The sequence below is a fragment of the Paraburkholderia sediminicola genome (assembly GCF_046027355.1).
GTDB classification, from domain to species: domain Bacteria; phylum Pseudomonadota; class Gammaproteobacteria; order Burkholderiales; family Burkholderiaceae; genus Paraburkholderia; species Paraburkholderia sediminicola_B.
In genome coordinates this window covers 90,883-110,785 of the sequence record NZ_JAQQEK010000002.1, presented here as the reverse complement: position 1 = coordinate 110,785, position 19,903 = coordinate 90,883, and the positions used below count along the sequence as shown (strand labels likewise).

At 62.0% G+C, this 19,903-nt stretch carries 23 protein-coding genes and 1 pseudogene; 10 read left to right on the top strand and 14 right to left on the bottom strand.

The window, feature by feature from the left end:
- Positions 1-78 precede the first annotated feature (78 nt).
- The gene (locus PQR42_RS03750) at positions 79-432 is read left to right on the top strand and encodes a sugar ABC transporter ATPase (RefSeq protein WP_408440013.1); all 354 of its coding nucleotides are present in this window, start codon (positions 79-81) and stop codon (positions 430-432) included.
- A 139-nt stretch (positions 433-571) separates the two neighbouring features.
- On the top strand, positions 572-1,087 hold the full coding sequence (locus PQR42_RS03745; protein WP_408382536.1) for a metal-dependent hydrolase: 516 nt from the start codon (positions 572-574) through the stop codon (positions 1,085-1,087).
- Positions 1,088-1,090: 3 nt separating this feature from the next.
- Here PQR42_RS03745 and PQR42_RS03740 read toward each other — a convergent pair whose 3' ends face one another.
- From PQR42_RS03740 to PQR42_RS03730, 3 genes are all read right to left on the bottom strand, one after another.
- The gene (locus PQR42_RS03740; RefSeq protein WP_408382534.1) at positions 1,091-1,912 is read right to left on the bottom strand and encodes an AraC family transcriptional regulator; all 822 of its coding nucleotides are present in this window, start codon (positions 1,910-1,912) and stop codon (positions 1,091-1,093) included.
- 71 nt (positions 1,913-1,983) lie between these two features.
- Positions 1,984-2,910, bottom strand: a complete 927-nt coding sequence (gene epsC, locus PQR42_RS03735; RefSeq protein WP_408204898.1) for a serine O-acetyltransferase EpsC — start codon at positions 2,908-2,910, stop codon at positions 1,984-1,986.
- A gap of 126 nt (positions 2,911-3,036) precedes the next feature.
- Positions 3,037-3,270 carry a hypothetical protein gene (locus PQR42_RS03730; protein ID WP_132378249.1) on the bottom strand — a complete coding sequence of 78 codons (234 nt, stop codon included), beginning with the start codon at positions 3,268-3,270 and terminating at the stop codon, positions 3,037-3,039.
- Positions 3,271-3,593: 323 nt separating this feature from the next.
- On the opposite strand from PQR42_RS03730, the gene PQR42_RS03725 reads away from it, so the two are divergent.
- Positions 3,594-4,046 (top strand): DUF3005 domain-containing protein, encoded by a 453-nt coding sequence (locus tag PQR42_RS03725; protein WP_408205118.1) that lies wholly within the window; start codon positions 3,594-3,596, stop codon positions 4,044-4,046.
- Positions 4,047-4,262: 216 nt separating this feature from the next.
- Positions 4,263-4,868, top strand: a complete 606-nt coding sequence (locus PQR42_RS03720; RefSeq protein WP_408204897.1) for a short chain dehydrogenase — start codon at positions 4,263-4,265, stop codon at positions 4,866-4,868.
- Positions 4,869-4,970: 102 nt separating this feature from the next.
- On the opposite strand, the gene araD is transcribed toward PQR42_RS03720, so the two are convergent.
- The 7 genes and pseudogenes from araD to PQR42_RS03685 form a co-directional block, all read right to left on the bottom strand.
- Positions 4,971-6,731: an L-arabinonate dehydratase gene (araD, locus tag PQR42_RS03715; RefSeq protein WP_408204896.1), complete on the bottom strand. Its 1,761-nt coding sequence runs from the start codon at positions 6,729-6,731 to the stop codon at positions 4,971-4,973.
- 56 nt (positions 6,732-6,787) lie between these two features.
- Positions 6,788-7,717 carry an ABC transporter permease gene (locus PQR42_RS03710; RefSeq protein WP_408382530.1) on the bottom strand — a complete coding sequence of 310 codons (930 nt, stop codon included), beginning with the start codon at positions 7,715-7,717 and terminating at the stop codon, positions 6,788-6,790.
- Positions 7,717-8,595, bottom strand: a complete 879-nt coding sequence (locus PQR42_RS03705; RefSeq protein ID WP_408382528.1) for an ABC transporter permease — start codon at positions 8,593-8,595, stop codon at positions 7,717-7,719. The genes PQR42_RS03710 and PQR42_RS03705 overlap by 1 nt, the downstream gene beginning before the upstream one ends.
- Entirely contained in the window at positions 8,592-9,671 is a 1,080-nt protein-coding gene (locus tag PQR42_RS03700; protein ID WP_408382526.1) for an ABC transporter ATP-binding protein, read from the bottom strand. The genes PQR42_RS03705 and PQR42_RS03700 overlap by 4 nt, the downstream gene beginning before the upstream one ends.
- Before the next feature lie 95 nt (positions 9,672-9,766).
- Complete coding sequence (locus tag PQR42_RS03695; RefSeq protein ID WP_408204892.1) at positions 9,767-10,936, bottom strand: extracellular solute-binding protein; 1,170 nt, start codon at positions 10,934-10,936, stop codon at positions 9,767-9,769.
- 239 nt (positions 10,937-11,175) lie between these two features.
- Positions 11,176-12,114: an SMP-30/gluconolactonase/LRE family protein gene (locus PQR42_RS03690; protein WP_408204891.1), complete on the bottom strand. Its 939-nt coding sequence runs from the start codon at positions 12,112-12,114 to the stop codon at positions 11,176-11,178.
- A gap of 16 nt (positions 12,115-12,130) precedes the next feature.
- Positions 12,131-12,310 (bottom strand): annotated as a pseudogene (locus PQR42_RS03685) (dihydrodipicolinate synthase family protein); the annotation flags it as partial.
- A gap of 600 nt (positions 12,311-12,910) precedes the next feature.
- Here PQR42_RS03685 and PQR42_RS03680 point away from each other — a divergent pair.
- Entirely contained in the window at positions 12,911-13,615 is a 705-nt protein-coding gene (locus PQR42_RS03680) for a helix-turn-helix transcriptional regulator (protein WP_408204890.1), read from the top strand.
- On the opposite strand, the gene PQR42_RS03675 is transcribed toward PQR42_RS03680, so the two are convergent.
- Positions 13,599-13,916 (bottom strand): helix-turn-helix domain-containing protein, encoded by a 318-nt coding sequence (locus PQR42_RS03675; RefSeq protein ID WP_106276804.1) that lies wholly within the window; start codon positions 13,914-13,916, stop codon positions 13,599-13,601. The genes PQR42_RS03680 and PQR42_RS03675 overlap by 17 nt on opposite strands.
- A gap of 153 nt (positions 13,917-14,069) precedes the next feature.
- On the opposite strand from PQR42_RS03675, the gene PQR42_RS03670 reads away from it, so the two are divergent.
- Positions 14,070-14,663: an acyl-homoserine-lactone synthase gene (locus PQR42_RS03670; protein WP_408382522.1), complete on the top strand. Its 594-nt coding sequence runs from the start codon at positions 14,070-14,072 to the stop codon at positions 14,661-14,663.
- 123 nt (positions 14,664-14,786) lie between these two features.
- Here the strand turns inward: PQR42_RS03670 and PQR42_RS03665 are convergent, their stop codons facing one another.
- On the bottom strand, positions 14,787-15,476 hold the full coding sequence (locus PQR42_RS03665; protein WP_408204888.1) for a FadR/GntR family transcriptional regulator: 690 nt from the start codon (positions 15,474-15,476) through the stop codon (positions 14,787-14,789).
- A 32-nt stretch (positions 15,477-15,508) separates the two neighbouring features.
- A complete protein-coding gene (locus PQR42_RS03660) occupies positions 15,509-15,679 on the bottom strand; it encodes a hypothetical protein (RefSeq protein WP_408204887.1) in 171 nt (56 codons plus the stop codon).
- 87 nt (positions 15,680-15,766) lie between these two features.
- Between PQR42_RS03660 and PQR42_RS03655 the strand changes: the two genes are divergently transcribed.
- From PQR42_RS03655 to PQR42_RS03645, 3 genes are all read left to right on the top strand, one after another.
- On the top strand, positions 15,767-16,234 hold the full coding sequence (locus tag PQR42_RS03655) for a universal stress protein (protein WP_408204886.1): 468 nt from the start codon (positions 15,767-15,769) through the stop codon (positions 16,232-16,234).
- Positions 16,235-16,638: 404 nt separating this feature from the next.
- The gene (locus PQR42_RS03650) at positions 16,639-17,295 is read left to right on the top strand and encodes a helix-turn-helix domain-containing protein (RefSeq protein WP_408382520.1); all 657 of its coding nucleotides are present in this window, start codon (positions 16,639-16,641) and stop codon (positions 17,293-17,295) included.
- 131 nt (positions 17,296-17,426) lie between these two features.
- Positions 17,427-18,746, top strand: a complete 1,320-nt coding sequence (locus tag PQR42_RS03645; protein WP_408382518.1) for an SUMF1/EgtB/PvdO family nonheme iron enzyme — start codon at positions 17,427-17,429, stop codon at positions 18,744-18,746.
- 130 nt (positions 18,747-18,876) lie between these two features.
- Here the strand turns inward: PQR42_RS03645 and PQR42_RS03640 are convergent, their stop codons facing one another.
- A complete protein-coding gene (locus PQR42_RS03640) occupies positions 18,877-19,587 on the bottom strand; it encodes an IS6 family transposase (RefSeq protein ID WP_408383013.1) in 711 nt (236 codons plus the stop codon).
- 79 nt (positions 19,588-19,666) lie between these two features.
- Here PQR42_RS03640 and PQR42_RS03635 point away from each other — a divergent pair, with 79 nt between their 5' ends.
- Positions 19,667-19,876, top strand: coding sequence for a hypothetical protein (locus PQR42_RS03635; protein ID WP_408382516.1), 210 nt, complete (start codon positions 19,667-19,669; stop codon positions 19,874-19,876).
- The last annotated feature ends 27 nt before the right edge of the window (positions 19,877-19,903 follow it).

Here is a 19,903-nt window from a genome sequence, read left to right as displayed (position 1 = left end):
GACGTTGCGCTGCATCGCGTTGCGCTTCGCCCGCGCCCCAAGTTCCCGCGTACGACCGGGGACGCCGACGATCAGACCATGAAAAGACTTCTCCTGCTTGCTCCCGCTGCTGCCGCGCTCGCTGCGCTTGCCGGTTGCGGTTCTTCCAGCGGCCCGGCCCGCGACGCGTCCCTGCCGATGATGTACGTGTCTTCGCAACGCGCTCCTGCCTATATCGCCGATTGCCTCGAAAGCCGTTTGTCACGCGTGCGGATGTCTCGCGTTGGCGGCGCGACGGAGATCGCCGTCGGCTCGGATTCGAACAACTCGTATTTCGTGACGCTGACGCCGTCGAACGCCGGCTCGATCATCAAGGTGATGCATCCCGCGAACGCGCCGGACGATCCGCCGGAACCGGAAATGCGCTTCGATATTGCACGTTGCGCGACCTGAGCTTCGGTCACACGCTTGCGTTTTGAAGGCCACGCCGACGCGCGATTTTTTTAACTCGCGTGCCGGCTATTTTTTTATCCGCTCATCTGCGAACATAGCCGCCCTTTGTTCCTGATGCGGCGCTCTGCCGCGAGTTTCGATGGCATCCAGCAAAGCACATCACGCTACCGGTTTTGCGGCCGGCGTCATCGCGGCGGCGATTGTCGCGCGCATCGGCGGCGGCGGTTCGTTTCATGTCGGCGTGGTGTTGAGTTTCATCACCGGTCTGATTGGCAGTACGGCGCCGGACTGGCTCGAAGTCGCGTGGTGGTCGCGCGCGCGGCGTCTGTGGATCACGCATCGCACGCTGACGCATTGGGGCGTGGGATGGCTCGCGTTGCTCGCGGTGTCGTATCACTGGCTCGGGCATTCGGTGTATGCCGCGCCCGCGTTCGGATTTGCCTGCGGCGGCCTGATGCATCTGTTCGCCGATTGGCCGAATCCATTAGGCGTACCGTGGATTGCCGGCCGGCATTCATTGAATCTGTGGAATAGCGGGCACTGCGATCTGATCGTGGTGGCGGCTTCGTGGGTGGCGGCGTGGTTTATCGGGCAGCACGTCTGGTTGCATGGCGCGCATGGTGCAGCGCTGCTGCAGCATTTGCGAATAGGCTGAACGTCACCGCAGCGCGGCCGCGTAGTTCGCGGGCGTCACACCGAGTAAGCGCACGAACGCGCGCGTCATGTGACTTTGATCGGCAAAGCCCGCTGCGGCGGCTGCATCGGCAAGCGTCGCGCCCTGCGCGATCCACCGTCTGGCGAGCACCACGCGACGCTGCATTCTGTACGCATGCGGCGGCAGACCCATTTCACGTGCGAAGCCACGCAGCAACTGGAAACGGCTCATGCCGGCATCGGCGGCGAGATCGGCCAGCGTGAGCGAAGAGGATGGATCGTCGTCGATGCGTGCCCTCGCTCGCGCAATCGGCCCCAACGCATCAGTCGACGATGAGCGAATTGGCCGCGTCGCATGAACGCGGACGAGATGCCCGAGCAGTTCGAGCGACGCCTCCTCGCGCGCCAGATCGTCCAGCACCAAAGGCGCTTCCACCGCGACGTTGAAGAGCCGCTCGAACAAACGCTTCAGCAAAGGATCGTACGCCACCGGCTGCGTGAGTTCGATCTCGCGCGCCGCCGCGCCGGTCAGCTCACTCGCGGCGTTGACCACCATCGACGGTTCGAAATACAACATGCGCCACGCGCGCCCGCGCTCATCGAGCGGACTGCCGTCGTGGACTTCGCCGGGATTGACCATGATGGCGTCGTTGGCGCGTGCTTCGACAAGCCCGCGTCCGCTCGCCGACCGATGCCCGCCGCTGACGATCACACCGACGCCGAAGCGATCGTGCGAATGACGCGGAAACGCATGCGCCGTTTCGGCCACCGTCGCTTCGACGCCGGCAAGCGCGCAGCGAGGCATGTGAACGCGGCCGCGCGGCATGGTCATCGCTCAGCAGTGAAAAAGAAGTGCGCGCATCAGGACACGCGACGATGCGCGAACGAAGCCGCGTATCACTGCCGCCCCTCGTCGGACCGCTCGCCTTCGCGGATCTTGCCTTGCGACACGCTGCTGCCCGGCGGCACGCTGTGCGTGAGCCATACGTTGCCGCCGATCACCGAGCCGCGCCCGATCGTCACGCGCCCGAGAATCGTCGCGCCGGCATAGATCACCACATCGTCCTCGACGATCGGATGGCGTGCGTTGCCCTTGACCAGCGTACCGTCGAGATCCGCGGCGAAACTCTTCGCGCCGAGCGTCACGGCCTGATACACGCGCACGCGTTCGCCAATGATCGCGGTCTCGCCGATCACGACACCCGTGCCGTGGTCGATAAAGAAGCTCGGGCCAATCGTCGCGCCGGGGTGAATGTCGATGCCGGTTGCCGAGTGCGCGATCTCGTTGATGAAACGCGCCAGCAACGGCACGCCCAGGAGATGCAGCGCGTGCGCGAGCCGATGATGTGTCATCGCCCACACGCCAGGATAGCAAAGCAGAATTTCGGTGATGTGCTGCGCGGCCGGATCGCCGGTGAAAGCCGCCTGAATGTCGCTGACCAGCAGCGCGCGAATGCCCGGCAATTGCGTGCCGAATTCACGCGCGACGTCGAACGCGCGCGCCTGCAGATCCGCATCGGGTGTTTCGCCGAATTCCGGCAAAAAACGCAAGGCGCGGCGAATCTGTTCCGCCAGCAGCCGCAACGTGCTTTCAAGCGTATGGCCGACGTAGTAGTCGACGGTTTCGTCAGTCAGATCGGGCGCGCCGTAGTGCGTGGGAAACAGCGCCGCGCGCAGGCCGGCGACGATGTTGATCACCGCTTCGCGCGACGGCAGTTCGCGAATGCCGAGCGGATGCCGCGTGCGATGCAATTCTTCACGCGACGCCCGCAAGTCGGCGACGATCTGTTCGAGGCCCCAGTTCTGGGAAGGCACGTTAGGCATAAAAGGACAGCGCCGTGCAGCGAGCACGGTTCGAAGTGAATATGCCGAGAGATTACCGCGTTTTGCCGCGGCTCGCGCAGCACCGCGCGACGGCGGGGCATACGCGGCATGGCACGCCGGAGGCGCTCAGATGGTCACGCTGCTCGCATCGATCCAGCGCACCGCCCAATCGCGCGCATGGGCAATGGCGGCCGCTTCGTCACGAAAGCGCAAGTCGGTGGGAAAAAAACGGTTGGCGACCAGTTCGCCGTCGCTCGAGCGGGAGATGACTACGTAAGGTTGCCAAGTGCCATCGACCGCGCGCGCGGGCGCGCAATTTAACAAATAGCCGCGATGTGTGAATGCAGCATCGAAGTGCATGTGTCACCCGCCCTGACGGCCCCGTAAAATGTTTTGAGTGGCGCGCAGACGGTGCTGCCGGCCATCAAGAAATAGCCGGGCCGAATGTCTTTCAATTTAACCGCGCTTCGCTCGTCGGAGTAAGATCATACTCTGTAGAAAATACGCGTCCATTAAAAAAATCGAAAAGAATCGCGGACGCAATCGCCAGCCGAATACCTCACTTGCAACTGTGCATGCAACTGCGGACAAAGCGCAGTCAAAACAGGTGAATCAGGGTTTGTGCGAGGCGGAACGGGTTTTGCTGCACGTCACACCATGTCCTCTTCAAAGGAGAACGCATGATGAACAGCGATATCAACAAATCGGCAGACGCGAATCAACCAGCGGCCACTCACGGCCCGAGTTCGACGGAACTGCACAACGACCGCACCCACGACAGTACCGTCGACACCGACGGCAAGAATCTCGAAGCCGCGCGCATAGCGGGCCACAGCCCGATCTCGCCCGACGAAATCACCACGAGCAATGCGACCCTCACGAACAGCGTGCCCGAGGCGCTCGACGGCATGGCCGGCTTCGACAGCCGGGTTGGCGGCAATCATCTGCTGCTGGCGCTCGAGCCTGGCTGCACGGTGATCGACAAAGGCATGGTCGCGCCGCAGGGCGCGTATTCGGCGGATCATCTGTACGACGATCCGCGACCGGTCGGCAGCCGTCAGGAGCGCGGCCGCATCCATTACGCCCTTAATCATTTGCGCCCTACCCGGCTGATCGAATTACATCGGGTGAAATAAATATTTGCGCTGCGTCTGCATTTGCGTCTGTGTTTGAATTCACGCGCGGGCCCCAATTAATCCGTGTATTGCGAAGCGTGCACCGTTTGATTCGCGGTGCGCGCTTTTACTTCGATTAGAAACTCAGGGTTGCAGGACCTGCACGTCGAAGAGACTTTTTCCCCTTGACGAACACCGGCAGAATCGACTGCACGTCAACCCTCAACGGAGCAGTAGATGAAAAAGATCGTCGTGATCGGCGCCACCGGCACGCTGGGCCAGGCGGTGAGCGCGGAACTGAAGGCGCGCCATGAAGTGATCGAAGTGGGCGCGACGCGTGGGCAGTATCACGTCGACAGCACCGATCCGGCGAGCGTCGAGCGGCTCTTTCGCGAGATCGGCAAAGTGGACGGCGTCGTCACCGCGACCGGCAAGGTGCATTTCGGTCCGCTGCCCGATATGAGCATCGAACAATTCTGGGTCGGCCTGCGCGACAAGCTGATGGGCCAGATCAACGTGGTGCTCGCGGGTCAGCAATACGTGAACGACGGCGGCTCGTTCACGCTGACGAGCGGCATCATCGGCGATGAGCCGATTCTGCAAGGCGCGAGCGCGACCACTGTCAATCTGGCACTCGAAGGTTTCGTGCGCGGCGCGGCGATCGAATTGCCGCGCGGCATTCGCATCAACGTGGTGAGCCCGACCGTGCTCACCGAAGCAATGGACGCTTATGCGCCCTACTTCCGTGGCTTCGAGCCGGTGACAGGGCAGCGCGCGGCGATGGCCTATCTGCGCAGCGTGGAAGGCGCGCAGACCGGCCGCGTGTATCGCGTGGGATATTGAGGTGAAGGACTCACGCGATGCGGTTGAGCCGCATCGCGCGCCGTCCCAGGGTTATCGCCGCTCTGCGGCGGCTGCGTCACGCTCTCGACGGCCCTCATTGACTCAGTGAATCTCCGGCTCGCCCGTAGTGCTCGCGGCGTCCGCAACCGGGGCCGCATGCGCGCCGCCGCGTTGCAGGAAGTCGAAGTCGCAGCCTTGATTCGCCTGCATCACATGCACCTGATGCATCGCGCCGTAGCCGCGCGTGAAACGCGGCGCCGGCTTGACCCACGCAGCCTTGCGCCGCGCGAGTTCCTCGTCGCTCACCAGCAGGTTGAGTTTGCGTCGCGGCACGTCGAGTTCGATTATGTCGCCGCTCTCCACCAGCGCAAACGGTCCGCCGATGAACGACTCGGGCGCGACATGCAGCACGCACGCGCCGTAACTCGTCCCGCTCATGCGCGCATCCGATATACGCACCATATCGCGTACCCCTTTTTGCAGCAACTTCCGCGGTATGGGTAATTGGCCCCATTCAGGCATGCCCGGAGCACCGACCGGCCCGGCATGCTGAAGCACGATCACACAGTGTTCGTCGATGTCGAGCGCCTCGTCGTCGATGCGCGCGGCCATGTCGTTGTAATCCTTGAACACCACAGCGCGACCCGTGTGCACGAGCAGGTGGGGCTCGGCGGCGCCGGGTTTGATCACGGCGCCGTCGGGCGCAATATTGCCGCGTAGCACCGCGAGTCCGCTATTGGGCAGCAGCGGCTTGTCACGCCGGCGGATCACGTCGTCGTTGAAAATTTCCGCGCCTTCGAGATTCTCGCCGAGCGTGCGGCCGTTGACGGTTTTCTGCGAGCGGTCGATCAGCTCACCCAGTTCGGCGAGCAAGGCCCGCAAACCGCCCGCATAGAAAAAGTCCTCCATCAAATACGCGCCAGTCGGACGAACGTTCGCCAGCACCGGCGTGTGGCGCGAGATGTCGTCGTAGCGATCAAGCGTCAGTTCAATGCCCGCGCGACGAGCGAGCGCGATCATGTGCACGATCGCGTTGGTCGAACCAGACAGCGCGAGGCACGTGGTCACGGCGTTATCGACGGAGCCGGCGGTGAGCAGGTCGGACGGTTTGAGATCCTCCCACACCATCTCGACGATGCGCATGCCGGTTTTCGCCGCCATTTGCGCATGACGGGAATCCGCTGCGGGAATCGACGCGAAACCGGGCAGCGTGAAGCCGAGCGCCTCGGCCGCGCTCGTCATGGTCGAGGCGGTGCCCATCGTCATGCAGTGCCCCGGCGAGCGCGCAATGCCGCCTTCGATGCCTTGCCAGTCGTCTTGCGTGATCGTGCCCGCGCGCAATTCGGCCCAGTACTTCCAGACATCGGAACCGGAGCCGAGCGTCGCGCCGTTCCAGTTTCCGCGCAGCATTGGGCCGGCGGGCAGGAAGATCGCCGGCAGATCCATCGAGATCGCGCCCATCAGCAAAGCGGGCGTGGTCTTGTCGCAACCGCCCATCAGCACGACGCCGTCGGCGGGATAGGAGCGCAGCGTTTCTTCTGCTTCCATGGCGAGGAAGTTGCGATACAGCATCGTGGTCGGCTTCTGGAACGGCTCGGAGAGCGTCTGCACCGGCAGCTCGACCGGAAAGCCGCCGGCCTGCCAGATGCCGCGTTTCACTTCCTCGACACGCTGCTTGAAGTGCGTGTGACACGCGTTGATCTCGCTCCACGTGTTGAGAATCGCGATGACCGGTTTGCCGGCGTATTCCTCGCGGTCGTAGCCCATTTGCGCGGTGCGCGAACGGTGGCCGAACGAGCGCAGATCGTTCACGCCGTACCAGCGGTGGCTGCGCAATTCCTCGGGTTTCTTTCGCTTCGTCAACGTCTGCTCCACGATGTCTTTCGCCGTTGTCCAAGGGGACTTCCTTCGGGCGCGCTTCAGCGTTTCTGTTCCTTCACGCGCGACACGATCTGCGTCGGGCTCACGAATTGCAGTGCGATCAGCACCCAGATTAGTGTGATCGCCATGTAGATCATCGCCATTGCATCGATCGACTGCGGCGCGCGCACGCCGGTTGAAAATACAGCGTAGTACAGGGCGACCACGAGCGTTTGCGTCGCGGGGCCCGCGGTGAAAAAAGTCAGCTCGAACATGCCGATGGTGCGCACGAGCACCAGCAAGCCCGCCGCCAGCATGCCGGGCACGAGCAGCGGCAGCAGCACGTAGCGGAAATAGCGGAACGTATTCGCGCCGAAAATGCGCGCCGCCGCTTCGAGATTGGGATCGATCTGTTCGATGAACGGCGTCATGACGAGAATCACGAACGGCAGTGCCGGCACGAGGTTTGCCAGGATCACGCCGCTCAGCGTGCCGGCGAGACCGACCTTGTACATGACCGTCGCCATGGGAATGCCGTAGGTGACGGGCGGCACCATCAGCGGCAACAGGAAGATCAGCATCGCGACGCGCTTGCCTGGAAATTGCACACGGGCGAGCGCGTACGCCGCCGGCACGCCGAGCAGGACCGACAGCAGCACGACTGCGCCGACCACTTCGACCGTCACCCACAACACACTCGCCAACTGGAAGTCGCTCCACGCCTGCGCATACCAATGCAGCGTGAAGCCCTGCGGCAACAAGGTGCCGAACCAGCGCGTCGCCACCGAATTGACCGCGACGGTCGCAATCAGCAACACCACGTTGACGAGGAAGAACACCATCGCGCCCCACACCAGCACGCGCCAGACGCGACCTGGCAAGCCGGCGCGCTGTCTCACGCGCTTGTCTGGCTCGCGCGCGCCGTCGTCGTGATCTTTCGATGCGGACGCGGACCACGAAGGCTGCGCCGCGCGATGCTCGGTCGTCATCAGCCTTTACCTCCGGTTGCCGGACCGCTGTAGAAGAAGCGGCGCGCGCCGAGCAGCGCGGCGACCACCAGCAACTGCACAAAGCCCATCACCATCGCGATCGCGGACGCCAGCGAATAGTCGTAGCTTTCGAACGCGGCCTCGGCGGCGGCGATCGACATCACGCGTGTCGGGCCAGCGGGCGCACCGAGCAGCACCGCCGACGGAAATACCGAAAACGCCTGCACGAACGACAGACACGCCGCCATCGTCAAGCCCGGCACGAGCAGCGGCAGATAGATGCGGCGAAACTGCTGCCACGGACTCGCGCCGAGCGTCGCTGCCGCGGCCGCGAGCGTCGGGTCGATGCCGGTCACATACGACAGCGTCAACAGAAACGCAAACGGAAAACCCGACACGATCAGCGAAATCAGCACGCCCCAGAAGTTATGCGTGAGGCGCACTTCACGCGTATAGAGATGCAAGCCCTGCAGCGCTTGCGGAAACCAGCCGTTCGGGCCGAAGTACGTGAGCATGCCGTCGGCGATCAACACGGTGCCGAGCGTCACGGGAATCACCAGCAGCGTCGTGACGAACTTCTGATAGCGCGAGTAGCGGCGCAGTGCGAACGCCACCGGCACCGAGACGCCCACGTTGATCAGCGTGGCGGGCACCGCGAGCTTGAGCGTGACGAGAATCGTCGGCCACATCGACGTGTCGGTGAAGAACGCCAGATAGTTGGCCCAGAGGCCGCCGCCGTTCATCGGCCGGAACGACAGCACCAGACCGTACGCGAACGGATAGATGAACAACGCGACAATGAAGAGCAACGCCGGCGCGACGAGCCACGCCTTGGCGTCGCGCGGCACGAGCGGCGGCGACAGCGTGGGCGTGTTCATGCCGCCTCTGCGTCGTAGACAAGCGTGCGCGACGGCGGCACGCGCAAGCTGATTTTCTCGCCCTCTTCGAATTCTCCGCCGACGCGCGCCCAGATATCGCCGAACGCGGTGTTGACACGCAGCAACGAATCGCGGCCACCGTATTCGACGGTCGTCACCAACGCGTCGAAAGCATTCTCCGCACCGGGCGCGGCGCGCTCCATATCCTCGGGACGCAGCGCGACGCTCACGCGCTTGCTGTTGAAGCCGGCCATCGGCGTGCCGAGCAGACGCACACCGTTTGCGCTCACCAGCACGCCTTCGCCCTGCGTGCCTTCGAGTTCGAACTCGGCCACGTTGCGATACCCCATGAAGCGCGCGACATGCAGATTCTGCGGCCGCGTATAGACCTCTTTCGGCGTGGCGACCTGCTGCACCACGCCCTCCCTCATCACGACGATGCGGTCGGCCATGGAAAGCGCTTCGTCCTGATCGTGCGTTACATAGAGCGTCGCGCGCTCGAGCTGGCTGTGGATGCGGCGAATCTCCGCGCGCATTTCGATCCGCAGCTTGGTATCGAGATTCGACAGCGGTTCGTCCATCAGAATCAGCGGCGGCTCGATCACGATCGCGCGCGCAATCGCCACGCGCTGTTGCTGGCCGCCGGACAGTTGTCCGGGCAGCTTGCGTTCATGTCCGACCAGTTGCACGAGCTGCAGCGCTTCACGCACCCGGCGTACGGCTTCGCTCTTACCGACGCCGCGCATCTTCAAACCGAAGCCGACATTGTCGAGCACGCTCATATGGGGAAACAGCGCGTAGTTCTGAAACACCATGCCGAAGCCGCGCTTCTCCGGCGGCAGCACGTCGATGCGTTTGTCGTCGAGCCAGATGCCGCCCGCGCTCAACGGCTGCAATCCGGCGATGCAGTTGAGCGCCGTCGATTTACCGCAACCGGAAGGCCCCAGCAACGCGATGAACTCGCCACGCTGGATGGTCAGATCGAGGCCGCGGAGCGCCGCGATCGCCTGGCCTTCCGCATTCGTGAAACTGCGGCTCACCGAGTCGAGCCGCAACTGCTCAAAGTGATGCTTCATGGCGGTTTCCTGATACGCGTGATGCGTGTCACGTGCGTCGTGTCACGTATCACGCGTGGATCGCAACATCATGCATGCACGGCCAGACGCGGAAACTATTTGGTCTTCTGCGCGCCGACCTCGGTGTCCCATTTCTTGAAAGCCGCGACCATCGCCGCGGCATTCAGCGGCAATACGTGCGGGCGCTCGGCCAGCAGCTTCGCGTACTCCGGCCGGCCATATTTCTTCAGCACGTCCTGGCTGTGCGCGGGCGCCTGCTCGACGCTCACGCCCTTGATCGCCGGACCGGGATAGAAATAACCGTCGTCATAGGTCATGGCCTGTTGCGCCGGCTCGAGCATGAAGTTCATCAGCTTATAGAGCACGTCGAGCTTTTCCTTCGGCACGCCTTTCGGAATCACCATGTAGTGCGCGTCGTTCACCCACGTCATGTTGTCGAACGCCTGCACGCGGAATTCGGCCGGCACGATACCGAGCGCGCGTGGATTGATGTCCCAGCCCGTCACGGTCACGGTCATGTCGCGCGTGCCCTCGCCAAGCTCCTTCATCACCGCCGAGGTGCCGCCCGGATAGTAAGGAATGCAATCGTTCAGCTGTTTGAGAAAGGCCCACGTCTTGTCCCAACCGTGAATCGGATCCTGCGGGTCCTTGTCGCCGAGCACGTAGGGCAAGCCCATCAGGAACGTGCGGCCCGGACCTGAATTCGCAGGACGTGCGTAGATCAGCTTGTCCGGATGCGCCTTGCACCACTGCAGCAATTGCTCGGGCGTCTTCGGAGGGTCGCTGACTTTGGCGGGGTTGTATTCGAGCAGCGGGCCGGCCGGCATATACGCCACTTCGAGACCGTACCCTTGGGCGAGATCCTGCATCTTGCGCGGACCCGGCGCGTATTTGTCGAGCACGCCGGGGAATGCCGCCGCGTTCTCGGGCAGCAGCTTCATCCAGAGACTCTGTTCGATGCCGGCGGCAAGCGCGTCGGTGCCGGTCAGCACGAGATCGATATCGGAGCGGCCCGCGGCCTGCATCGCCTTGATCTTGCCGGGCAACTGCGGCGCCGGCGCATTCGTGAAGGTGAGATTGGCGACGAGGTTCGGGTACTTCGCCTTGAAGGCCTCAAAGCCCTTTTGCGTGAGTTGAAGGTCGCCGGCCACGTCGACGATATTGAGGGTCACCGGATCGGCCGCGTGCGCGGCGGATGCGAAAGCGGCGCTCGCCGCGAGACATACGGACACCAGCCTGAGCGCCAACCTGTCTGAAACAGTCATTGCGTCTCCTCGCTTCTTGGTATGGAAATCCGCCGGTCGAATGCGCTGCGGGCGGTGTCTTTCTACCAATGGAACATAGCGAAGCGGAACAGCTGATGTCAAGCAAATACTCGTCGCGGCTCCGGGCCCGTGAAAGCCGCCGTTTTTACGGTGAATGCTTGCCGTTCAATGGTTTGCCCGCTGCATCCAAGGGCAAACCCGGAGCCACTCATGACCTCTGATGACGACTTGTCAGGCAACTAGCCGCCTTGCACGCCTTGCGTATTTACGTAGAGCGAATAGAGCCCGTGGCTTGCCGCCATGAACAACCGGTTGCGATGCCGCCCGCCGAAGCACACGTTCGCGCAGCGTTCCGGCAACGCAATGTGGCCGAGCGGTTCGCCTTGCGGCGTGAAAACGCGCACGCCGTCGAGTTCGTCCGTGCCCATGCCCCAGCCGCACCACAGATTGCCGTGAACGTCGACGCGAAAGCCGTCCGGCGTGCCCGGACCCGCGTCGATCAGCACGCGGTTGTTCGACAGCGCGCCGCCGCCCTCGACGTCGAATGCACGGATCTTGCGGCGCGGTTCGCCGCGCGATTCGACGATATACAGCACTGACTCATCCGGCGAAAACGCCAGGCCGTTCGGGCCGAGCACGTCGTCGGCGACGACAGTGACTTCGCCGGATTGGCCGTCGACGCGGTACACGCACGCCGGCAGTTCCGACTCCTGCCGCTCGCCCTCATAGAAGCCGTCGATGCCGAAGGTCGGATCGCTGAACCAGATCGAGCCGTCCGATTTCACGATCACGTCGTTCGGCGAGTTGAAGCGCTTGCCACGATAGCGGTCGGCGAGCACGGTGATCGAGCCATCGTATTCGGTGCGCGTGACGCGGCGCGTCAGATGCTCGCAGCTGACGAGGCGTCCCTGACGGTCGCGCGTATGGCCGTTGGCATTGTTCGACGACTGGCGAAACGTCGACACCGTGCCGCTCGGTTCGTCCCAGCGCAGGATGCGGTCGTTCGGAATGTCGCTCCACAGCAGATAGCGGCCGTCGCCGAACCAGACCGGCCCCTCGGACCAGCGCGCGCCCTGATAAAGGCACTCGACGGACGCGGACGCCAGGATCAACGGTTTGAAGCGCGGATCGAACACGCGAATGGAGGGATCGGGATAGCGTCGGCTGTTGTCGGTCATGCTGGCTGTTTGAGGTTCACGGGTGTGGGTTGGCTTGCGCGAATTCGTGCTCCAACGCGAGCAGCGCCCGCGCGGCGTGCTCGATCTTCGCATGATGCTCGGGCGGCGTCGAACTGAGCAGCGGCAAAATCGGCCCCATGTCGGCGAGCTTCGAAAACGTCACGGCGTCGTGAAGCACGCGGATTAGCGAGATGTCCCTCGCGGAGCGGGGATTCCGTTCATGATGCCTCACACCAGGAGCGGGACAGAATGGAGCGCTCAAGGTAGCACCGGGCTCGAAATGTTGTCAAACAACTTGGTGGCAAGCCCGGCTTCGCGAATTCTTTGAGTGGATCGCGAACGTCGCAAACTACGCGGCGTCGCTTTTGTATGACAATAGAGCTTGGGGCGTGACGTTTATGTCGCGGCAAACCGTGCAGCCCGCAAACATTCAATATCGGCAATCAGTGCGATTTTGACTGAAATTTTGGCAGCGACCGCTAATTAGAATGCTTTCACAATAATGTTGCCAATGAATGGCATCAAAACGACTACTACGAGAAAATTACCCACATTAACCATCGGTGAATGTTAATTCGGTCAGAAAATCGGATACAAAGAGCGATTCATTCGCATTCTCCCAAAACCGCCGTCGTCGCCATTTTGTTAGAAATCACTTCTGGCTTTGCGAAATAATTTTTGGTGATAGATTGTGAAGATAAAAAACCACCGGACGGAATGCCGTACCGCAATTTACCGCAACGGGATGTTTGCGAGCCTGAGAGAGTAAAAATTGTCGCTACATTTTATCGAGCAGATGGCACCGCTACTGAACGCCGCCGACGAAGCGGAATGGTTCGGTGCAATCGCGGGCCTCGCCGAGACGTGGGGCTTCGACAGGCTTTTGATCGCCATGCTGCCTCGGCCGACCATTCGCCTGGAAGACGCTTATGTGCGCAGCACGTACGCGCCCACCTGGCGGCGTACTTATGACGAGCAGGGACTGGTTCACATCGATCCGACTGTCGCGCATTGCGCGACGCGCGCCACGCCGCTGATCTGGTCGCCGGACATTTTCACGACCGCGCCACAGCTTTCCATGTACGAAGAAGCCCGCGCGCACGGGTTGCGCTCCGGCGTGACATTGCCGATTCATGGACCGAACCAGGAAGCCGGCATGATGTGCTTCGTCAATGACAACAATCCCAACGATGAATTCTGGCGTCACATCAACGTGGCATTGCCGAATCTGGTGTTATTGCGCGATCTCGTAATCGATACCAGCCAGCGGCATTTGAATACGCACGCTCAGACCTTACTGCCCAAGCTGACGCCGCGTGAACGCGAATGCCTGAAATGGACCGCACGCGGCAAATCCACCTGGGAAATCTCCCACATCCTGAACTGTTCGGAAGCCGTGGTGAACTTCCACATGAAGAACATCAGGACGAAATTCGGTGTGAATTCGCGGCGTGCGGCGGCCGTGATTGCAGCCCAGCTCGGGCTTATTGACCCGGGTTGAGCAAGGCGGCGGCGTCGCGGCTGTAGAGGACGCGCTCGGCGCGGCCCAGATCGGCGTCGGACACGGTTTTGGTGAAGTACAGGCCCAGCAGGATCGACACCGGCGCCGGGATTTCGGCACCCGACTCGAACCGGCTGCCGCGCGACTGCGTCACGCCGAAGCGGGCCCAGAAACGGCGCTGGCTCTCTTTTTTCTTTTTGCGGTAAGCAATGATCAGAACGCGGTCCACCGCCGTGGAAGGCTCCGCCGGGCGGGTTTGAAGGCCGGTTTGCGGTTGCCAATGATTTTCGAGGAGTTCCATTTTTCGGTCCTGTCGGTTGAGTGCAGTGCTTGTCTCGAATTTTGCGTTACCCGATAAGCATGCACACCTATCCAGGTAGGTAGGTGGCAGAAACATTCAAAATGCATAAGTTTTCTTGCGTATTGGGTACCCCAACACGTTCAGGAGAACGTCATGCAAACAGCAATCCGGATTGGAATGCGTCAGGAATTCGACAACGCGGACATTAACGAGATGTACCGCCTGCGGGCGCGGGTGTTTCACGGTCGGCTCGGGTGGGATATCCCGACCATCGCGGGCATGGAGATCGACGGCTACGACGCGCTCGGGCCGCATTACATGCTGATCCAGGCCGACGACGGACAGGTGCGCGGCTGTTGGCGCCTGATGCCGACCGAGGGCCCCAACATGCTGAAGGACACTTTCCCGCAGTTGCTGCATGGCGCGGCGGCGCCGGTTGGGCGGCACATCTGGGAATTGAGCCGGTTCGCGATCGAAACCGGCGGTGAAGAACAATCGTTCGGCTTTGCCGACGTCACCATGCAGGCGATTCACGAACTCGTGACGTTCGCCGACCAGATGGGCATCACGCGTTATGTCACCGTGACCACCACGCCGATCGAGCGGCTGCTGCGCAAGACCGGGATCGAGATCAGCCGGCTCGGGTCGCCGTTGCAGATCGGCGTGGAGCGGGCGGTGGCGCTGGATATCGCCGTGAGTCCCAAGACTCGTACCGCGCTGTTCGGGCCGATAGCCGCCGCTGCTTAGCTGTTTTACTGCGCTGCCGCGAGAGCGGCAGGTTCTACGCCCTGTCGTATCGTGCGGAAATCACCGCGGCATAGTGACCCGATGGCGCTGCGACCCCGCCGCGCGGCGACAGCGCGCGGAAACTCAGGAGCCGAACATCCGCTCGAGCGCGTTCTCGAGATGCGCTCGCATGGCGCTCGCAGCACCCGGCGCGTCCTTGCGGCGGATCGCCTCGAGCACGGCCAGATGCTCCGTCTGCACGAGCCGTTGCCGCGCCACCGTCTTCACCAGCGAAAGATTGCGCGACAGATTCATGCTGAACAGAATCTGTTCCTCGATGAACGACATGACTGTGATGAAAAACGGGTTCTTCGACGCCCGCGCCACCGCCAGGTGAAACATGAAGTCGTCTTTCGCGCCGATACCCTGCGTCTCGATGATCCGCTCCAACTGATCCCATGCGTGCTGGATGGCGGCGATATCGTCGGCGTCGGCTTTGAGCGCCGCCTGCTCCGCCGCGCCTGCTTCTGTCACGATGCGAAATTCATAGCAGCGGCGGATGTCGGACAGCGTTTCGAGCGGCGCGAAGCGGCGCACGTCCGGGTCCGGCCGCCGCGCGACCGTCGTGCCCGATCCGTGCCGCGTCATGATGATGCCGTCCGCCCGCAAGCGCGCCAGGGCTTCACGCACCGTCGGCCTGGACGTCGCGAAACGCTCGGCCAGCGCATGCTCGGTCGGCAAGCGCTCACCTTCCTTGTACTCGCCTTCGACAATGCGGTTGAGAATGTCGCCGTAGATCTTGTCGGGCAAGCCCGTCGTTTTGCGCTCGTTCATCAGCGGACTGAAGCAGCTTGTCTGAATAGGCTTTAATTGTAAGGCAACTCGGCCTTATCCAGGCCACGGATATGCATTGCAAATTGGAGCGAAGTCCCGCCGACGCTTGCTGACCGGCGCTTGCCGAACAGGACGGCGGCGTCGCAAAATTTGGCAAGAGTTTGATTTACATCCAGGTCGAATGCATGTTTTTCAGCGATCATTTAAGCTCGCATCAGCAATGAATCTTCATTGCGCCCAGCCGGTTGGAAACAGCTGCGGCATCCGGATCCTTCAGACGCGGAGTCGATATGTACACACGCATTCTCGTAGCGGTCGACGGCAGCAACACCTCCCGCCGTGCATTCGAGGCAGCGCTCGCGCTCGCCAAATCCAGCGGCGCGGTCTTGCAGCCGTTCTATGTCGTCGAAAACACGCCGATGTATTTCGAAGCGCCCGGGTATGACCCATCCGTCTTGCGTAACCGGCTCGTCGAAGAGGGCAAGGAACTCGGCGCCGAGTTCGCCAACGCCATGACCGAGCAAGGCGTCAAGGGCGAGCTCGTGGTGGGCGAGGCATCCACGATCGACGATGTTTCGGTGGTCGTGCTCAAGGCCGCGGCCGATTTCAACGCCGACCTGCTGGTCATGGGCACGCACGGACGACGCGGTTTTCAGCGCCTGATTCTCGGCAGTGTCGCGGAGCGGTGCGTGCGGCAAGCGAGCTTGCCTGTACTGTTGATCCCATCCGCCGCGGGCAAGTCCGGCGACGCGGATTGATGAGCGCGGCGCGGGTGCCCAATGTGATTGCCTAGCCCGTCGGCTGTGCGTGCGCCCGATCTGCAACAAGCAATCTCCTTTCTGCCAAAGTGTGAGCACGGTCTGCCTGTCTGCCTGCTCACACTCCATAGCAGTCCACAAACAAATTCACCGACGCAGGTGTGACATTGCTCAACACGCCTGATCGCCCGAACGCGTCATTTTGCCGCGAAGCGGGCAACCTGGCCGGTGGGACAATCAGTCGTTACCCTGACCACTGGCTGCAGAACATGCTCACTCCTATCGCTGTTTCGCGCTCCACCGGTACTGCGGATTCCGCAGCCTCTGCCGTACCACGCGGCAGCCGCCGCGCGGCGCCGTCACGGGCAAGCGCGCGCTCCGCCGCGCGCTGTTCAAGTTGCGCGATGCGTCAGCTCTGCATGCCCCAAGGCTTGTCGCCCGACGAACTGACGAAACTCGAAACGCTCATCTGTTCCGCGCGCTCCGTCCAGCGCGGCGAAGCGCTCTATCGCAGCGGCGACCGCTTCGACAGTATTTACGCCGTGCGCTCCGGTTCGATGAAAACCGTCATGGCGCACCGCGACGGCCGCGCGCAGGTCACCGGTTTGCGGCTCGCCGGCGAAGCACTTGGCCTCGACGGCATCAGCAACGACGTGCACGCCTGCAGCGCGTTGGCCCTCGAAGACAGCACGGTTTGCATCGTCCCCTACACCGCGCTCAAGTCGCTGTGCCGCGAAATCAGTTCGATGCAGGAACGCATGCACAAACTGCTGGGCGAGCAGATCGTCCGCGAAGCCGCGCAGATGATGGTGCTCGGCTCGCTCTCGGCGGACGAACGGGTCGCGGCATTCCTGCTCGACGTCTCCGAGCGCAACGCGCGGCGAGGGTATTCGTCGGCGGAATTCAATCTGCGCATGACGCGCGAGGACATGGGCAGCTACCTCGGCATGACGCTCGAAACCGTGAGCCGCACCCTGTCAAGATTTCAAAAGCGCGGCCTGATCGACACACAAGGCAAGCACATCCGGATCGTCGATCTGGACGGCCTGCGGCAAGTCTAGGCCGCTGCCGGGAGCCCGGCCCGCGCCGCCGCGTCGCCCGCCCACCTTCTTTTTCACGCGCTTTCGTCTTGGCATGGCTCCTGCGAGCGGGTACAGTCTTTAGTCCGTCCCCCGCAAGGAGACCCGGCGAAATGAATCGCGACCCCGCCCCGCATCACCCGCTCGTCCAGCGGCTGATCGAAGCGCGTCAAGTGACTGACGCACTGTTTTCCATCGTCAAACCCGAGTTTCTGTATGAGCGGCCGATCCGTGAACGCCACCGGATCGTGTTTTACATCGGCCATCTGGAAGCTTTCGATCGTAATCTTTTCGATCAACGCATATGCGACCTGCCGGCGTTCGATCCGCACCTCGACCAGCTCTTTGCCTTCGGCATCGATCCCGTCGACGGTGGTTTTCCGACTGATCAACCCAGTGACTGGCCGTCGCTCGACGTCGTTCGCGGCTACGGCTCGCGTGCCCGCGAGCAGATCGACCGCGAGCTCGATGCGCTGACGCACACCGCGCGACTCGGTCGCAACGGCGCGCAAGCCGAGGCCTCCGAGCAACTGCTGAACGTCGCGATCGAACATCGGTTGATGCATGCTGAAACGCTGGCATACATGCTTCATCAACTGCCGCTTGCGCAGAAGGTCACCGAATTGCGCGAGCCAGTCGTGACACGTGCGGAACCGCGGGACGCGTTGACGTCGATGGTCAGCATACCGGCCGGCACTGCCGTGCTCGGCATGCCGCGCGACGGCGGCCGCTTCGGTTGGGACAACGAGTTCGGCGAAGTGCGTGTCGATGTGCCCGCCTTCGAGATCGATCGCCATATGGTGACGAACGGTGCATTCCGCGAGTTCATCGAGGCAGGCGGCTATCGCGAACCGAAGTGGTGGTCGGAGAAGGATTGGGCGTGGAAGAAAGCCGAGCATATCGAGCATCCCGCATGCTGGTCGCGACACGTTGCACGCGGCGACGATGGCGCATGGACGTTGCGCACCATGTTCGACGAAGTGCCGTTGCCGCTCGACTGGCCCGCGTACGTGAGTCACGCCGAAGCCAGCGCCTACGCGCGCTGGGCAGGCAAAGCGTTACCCACCGAGGCGCAATGGCAGCGTGCGGCACACGGCGCGCCGCACGCCGCGTCGGGTAATTTCGATTTTCGTAGCTGGGATCCACAGCCGGTCGACGCATATCCGGATAACGTCAGCACGTTCGGCGTGGAAGGACAATTCGGCAATGGCTGGGAGTGGACTTCGACGGTGTTTGATGCGCTGCCCGGCTTCGAAGCCTTTCCGTTTTATCTCGGCTATTCAGCCAACTTCTTCGATGGCCAGCACTACGTGATCAAGGGCGGTTCGGCACGCACCGCGCAGTGCATGCTGCGGCCGGCTTTCCGGAATTGGTTTCAGCCGCATTATCAGTATGTGTATGCGGGGTTTCGGTGTGTGAGGTGTGACAAGTAAAGCAAAAAATGACTCAAAGCGTCATCTTTTGCTCTAGCGAAAGAAACGATCAACAATTGCTTTAACGGCTAGGGTCACCTGGGTTGGTTCTGGTGCAAATAGTCGAGGACGTTTATTTTGATAGGATGACTTATTGCGCAGAAATGACCGCATTCCAAACGATCGGCATAGCGGTGTCTTTGAGATCGAGCGTCGCGAGATCGAACTGCCCCTTGCGAATGCGATGCATCAACTCGATGCCTGAAATTGCGATAGCGGCACTCTTAAACCGCTTGAGGCCAAGCATAACCTTCGTCCGGGACTTGATGTTTCGATGGTCCTGCTCGATCAGGTTATTCAGATATTTCGAAGATCTGACCGCGGTCTCGACAGGAACCAGGCCGTCAGCCTTCATCTCGCGCACGGCCCGGTGCGAGGCCGCGTAACTATCCAGTGTGATGGTTTTCGGTGACTGCCCCTGATGCTTGATGGCCTTCCTGAAAAATGCTTTAGCTGCTGCCACGTCGCGTTTGGCGCGTAGCATGAAGTCTACCGTCTGGCCGGCCCGATCCACCGCCCGATAGAGGTAGACCCGCTTACCCCGGATCTTGACGTACGTTTCGTCGACACGCCACGACTGTCCGGTGGGTGTGCCAAACCGGTTCCAGCGTTTGACGAACTCGGGCGTATAACGCTGCACCCAACTCAGAATCGTCGTGTGCGCGAGTGACACACCGCGCTCAGCCATCATCTCGGCAAGATCGCGCAGGCTAAGCTTGTAGCGCAGGTACCAGCGAACACACAGAAGGATGATCTCGCGATCAAAATGTCGCCTATCAACCAGCTTGTCCAGGCTCTTCAGCTTAGTCATCATCGATCACCAATTCGTGTAGTCCGACGACTCTAACCCATTCACCGTCTTCGTTTGCACCAGAGCCGTCATGGCCAAGATGAAGTCGCCCCCCATCAACGACTTCTTCTCGCATGACGGTCGTATCCGCGCGGACGGTTTGGATGTTCACGACATGTATCTGATGCAGGTGAAGACGCAGAACGAGTCGAAACGCCCATGGGATTATCATAAGAAGATCTCCACCATCCCTGCAGCCGAGGCGTTCTCTCCGGAGACGCCAGGCGCCTGCAAAATTTAAGATCCCACTATCTAAATCGCCCCACAG

What these genes read in the sequence shown, in the direction of transcription:
- PQR42_RS03650 (WP_408382520.1), top strand. Translation starts at nt 16,639, where the DNA reads ATGCGTCAGCTCTGCATGCCCCAAGGCTTGTCGCCCGACGAACTGACG.
- PQR42_RS03725 (WP_408205118.1), top strand. Translation starts at nt 3,594, where the DNA reads ATGAACAGCGATATCAACAAATCGGCAGACGCGAATCAACCAGCGGCC.
- PQR42_RS03655 (WP_408204886.1), top strand. Translation starts at nt 15,767, where the DNA reads ATGTACACACGCATTCTCGTAGCGGTCGACGGCAGCAACACCTCCCGC.
- PQR42_RS03710 (WP_408382530.1), bottom strand. Translation starts at nt 7,717, where the DNA reads ATGACGACCGAGCATCGCGCGGCGCAGCCTTCGTGGTCCGCGTCCGCA.
- PQR42_RS03645 (WP_408382518.1), top strand. Translation starts at nt 17,427, where the DNA reads ATGAATCGCGACCCCGCCCCGCATCACCCGCTCGTCCAGCGGCTGATC.
- PQR42_RS03680 (WP_408204890.1), top strand. Translation starts at nt 12,911, where the DNA reads ATGGCACCGCTACTGAACGCCGCCGACGAAGCGGAATGGTTCGGTGCA.
- PQR42_RS03700 (WP_408382526.1), bottom strand. Translation starts at nt 9,671, where the DNA reads ATGAAGCATCACTTTGAGCAGTTGCGGCTCGACTCGGTGAGCCGCAGT.
- PQR42_RS03720 (WP_408204897.1), top strand. Translation starts at nt 4,263, where the DNA reads ATGAAAAAGATCGTCGTGATCGGCGCCACCGGCACGCTGGGCCAGGCG.
- PQR42_RS03705 (WP_408382528.1), bottom strand. Translation starts at nt 8,595, where the DNA reads ATGAACACGCCCACGCTGTCGCCGCCGCTCGTGCCGCGCGACGCCAAG.
- epsC (WP_408204898.1), bottom strand. Translation starts at nt 2,910, where the DNA reads ATGCCTAACGTGCCTTCCCAGAACTGGGGCCTCGAACAGATCGTCGCC.
- PQR42_RS03730 (WP_132378249.1), bottom strand. Translation starts at nt 3,270, where the DNA reads ATGCACTTCGATGCTGCATTCACACATCGCGGCTATTTGTTAAATTGC.
- PQR42_RS03750 (WP_408440013.1), top strand. Translation starts at nt 79, where the DNA reads ATGAAAAGACTTCTCCTGCTTGCTCCCGCTGCTGCCGCGCTCGCTGCG.
- PQR42_RS03695 (WP_408204892.1), bottom strand. Translation starts at nt 10,936, where the DNA reads ATGACTGTTTCAGACAGGTTGGCGCTCAGGCTGGTGTCCGTATGTCTC.
- PQR42_RS03690 (WP_408204891.1), bottom strand. Translation starts at nt 12,114, where the DNA reads ATGACCGACAACAGCCGACGCTATCCCGATCCCTCCATTCGCGTGTTC.
- PQR42_RS03740 (WP_408382534.1), bottom strand. Translation starts at nt 1,912, where the DNA reads ATGCCGCGCGGCCGCGTTCACATGCCTCGCTGCGCGCTTGCCGGCGTC.
- PQR42_RS03745 (WP_408382536.1), top strand. Translation starts at nt 572, where the DNA reads ATGGCATCCAGCAAAGCACATCACGCTACCGGTTTTGCGGCCGGCGTC.
- PQR42_RS03635 (WP_408382516.1), top strand. Translation starts at nt 19,667, where the DNA reads ATGGCCAAGATGAAGTCGCCCCCCATCAACGACTTCTTCTCGCATGAC.
- PQR42_RS03665 (WP_408204888.1), bottom strand. Translation starts at nt 15,476, where the DNA reads ATGAACGAGCGCAAAACGACGGGCTTGCCCGACAAGATCTACGGCGAC.
- PQR42_RS03670 (WP_408382522.1), top strand. Translation starts at nt 14,070, where the DNA reads ATGCAAACAGCAATCCGGATTGGAATGCGTCAGGAATTCGACAACGCG.
- PQR42_RS03660 (WP_408204887.1), bottom strand. Translation starts at nt 15,679, where the DNA reads ATGATCGCTGAAAAACATGCATTCGACCTGGATGTAAATCAAACTCTT.
- PQR42_RS03675 (WP_106276804.1), bottom strand. Translation starts at nt 13,916, where the DNA reads ATGGAACTCCTCGAAAATCATTGGCAACCGCAAACCGGCCTTCAAACC.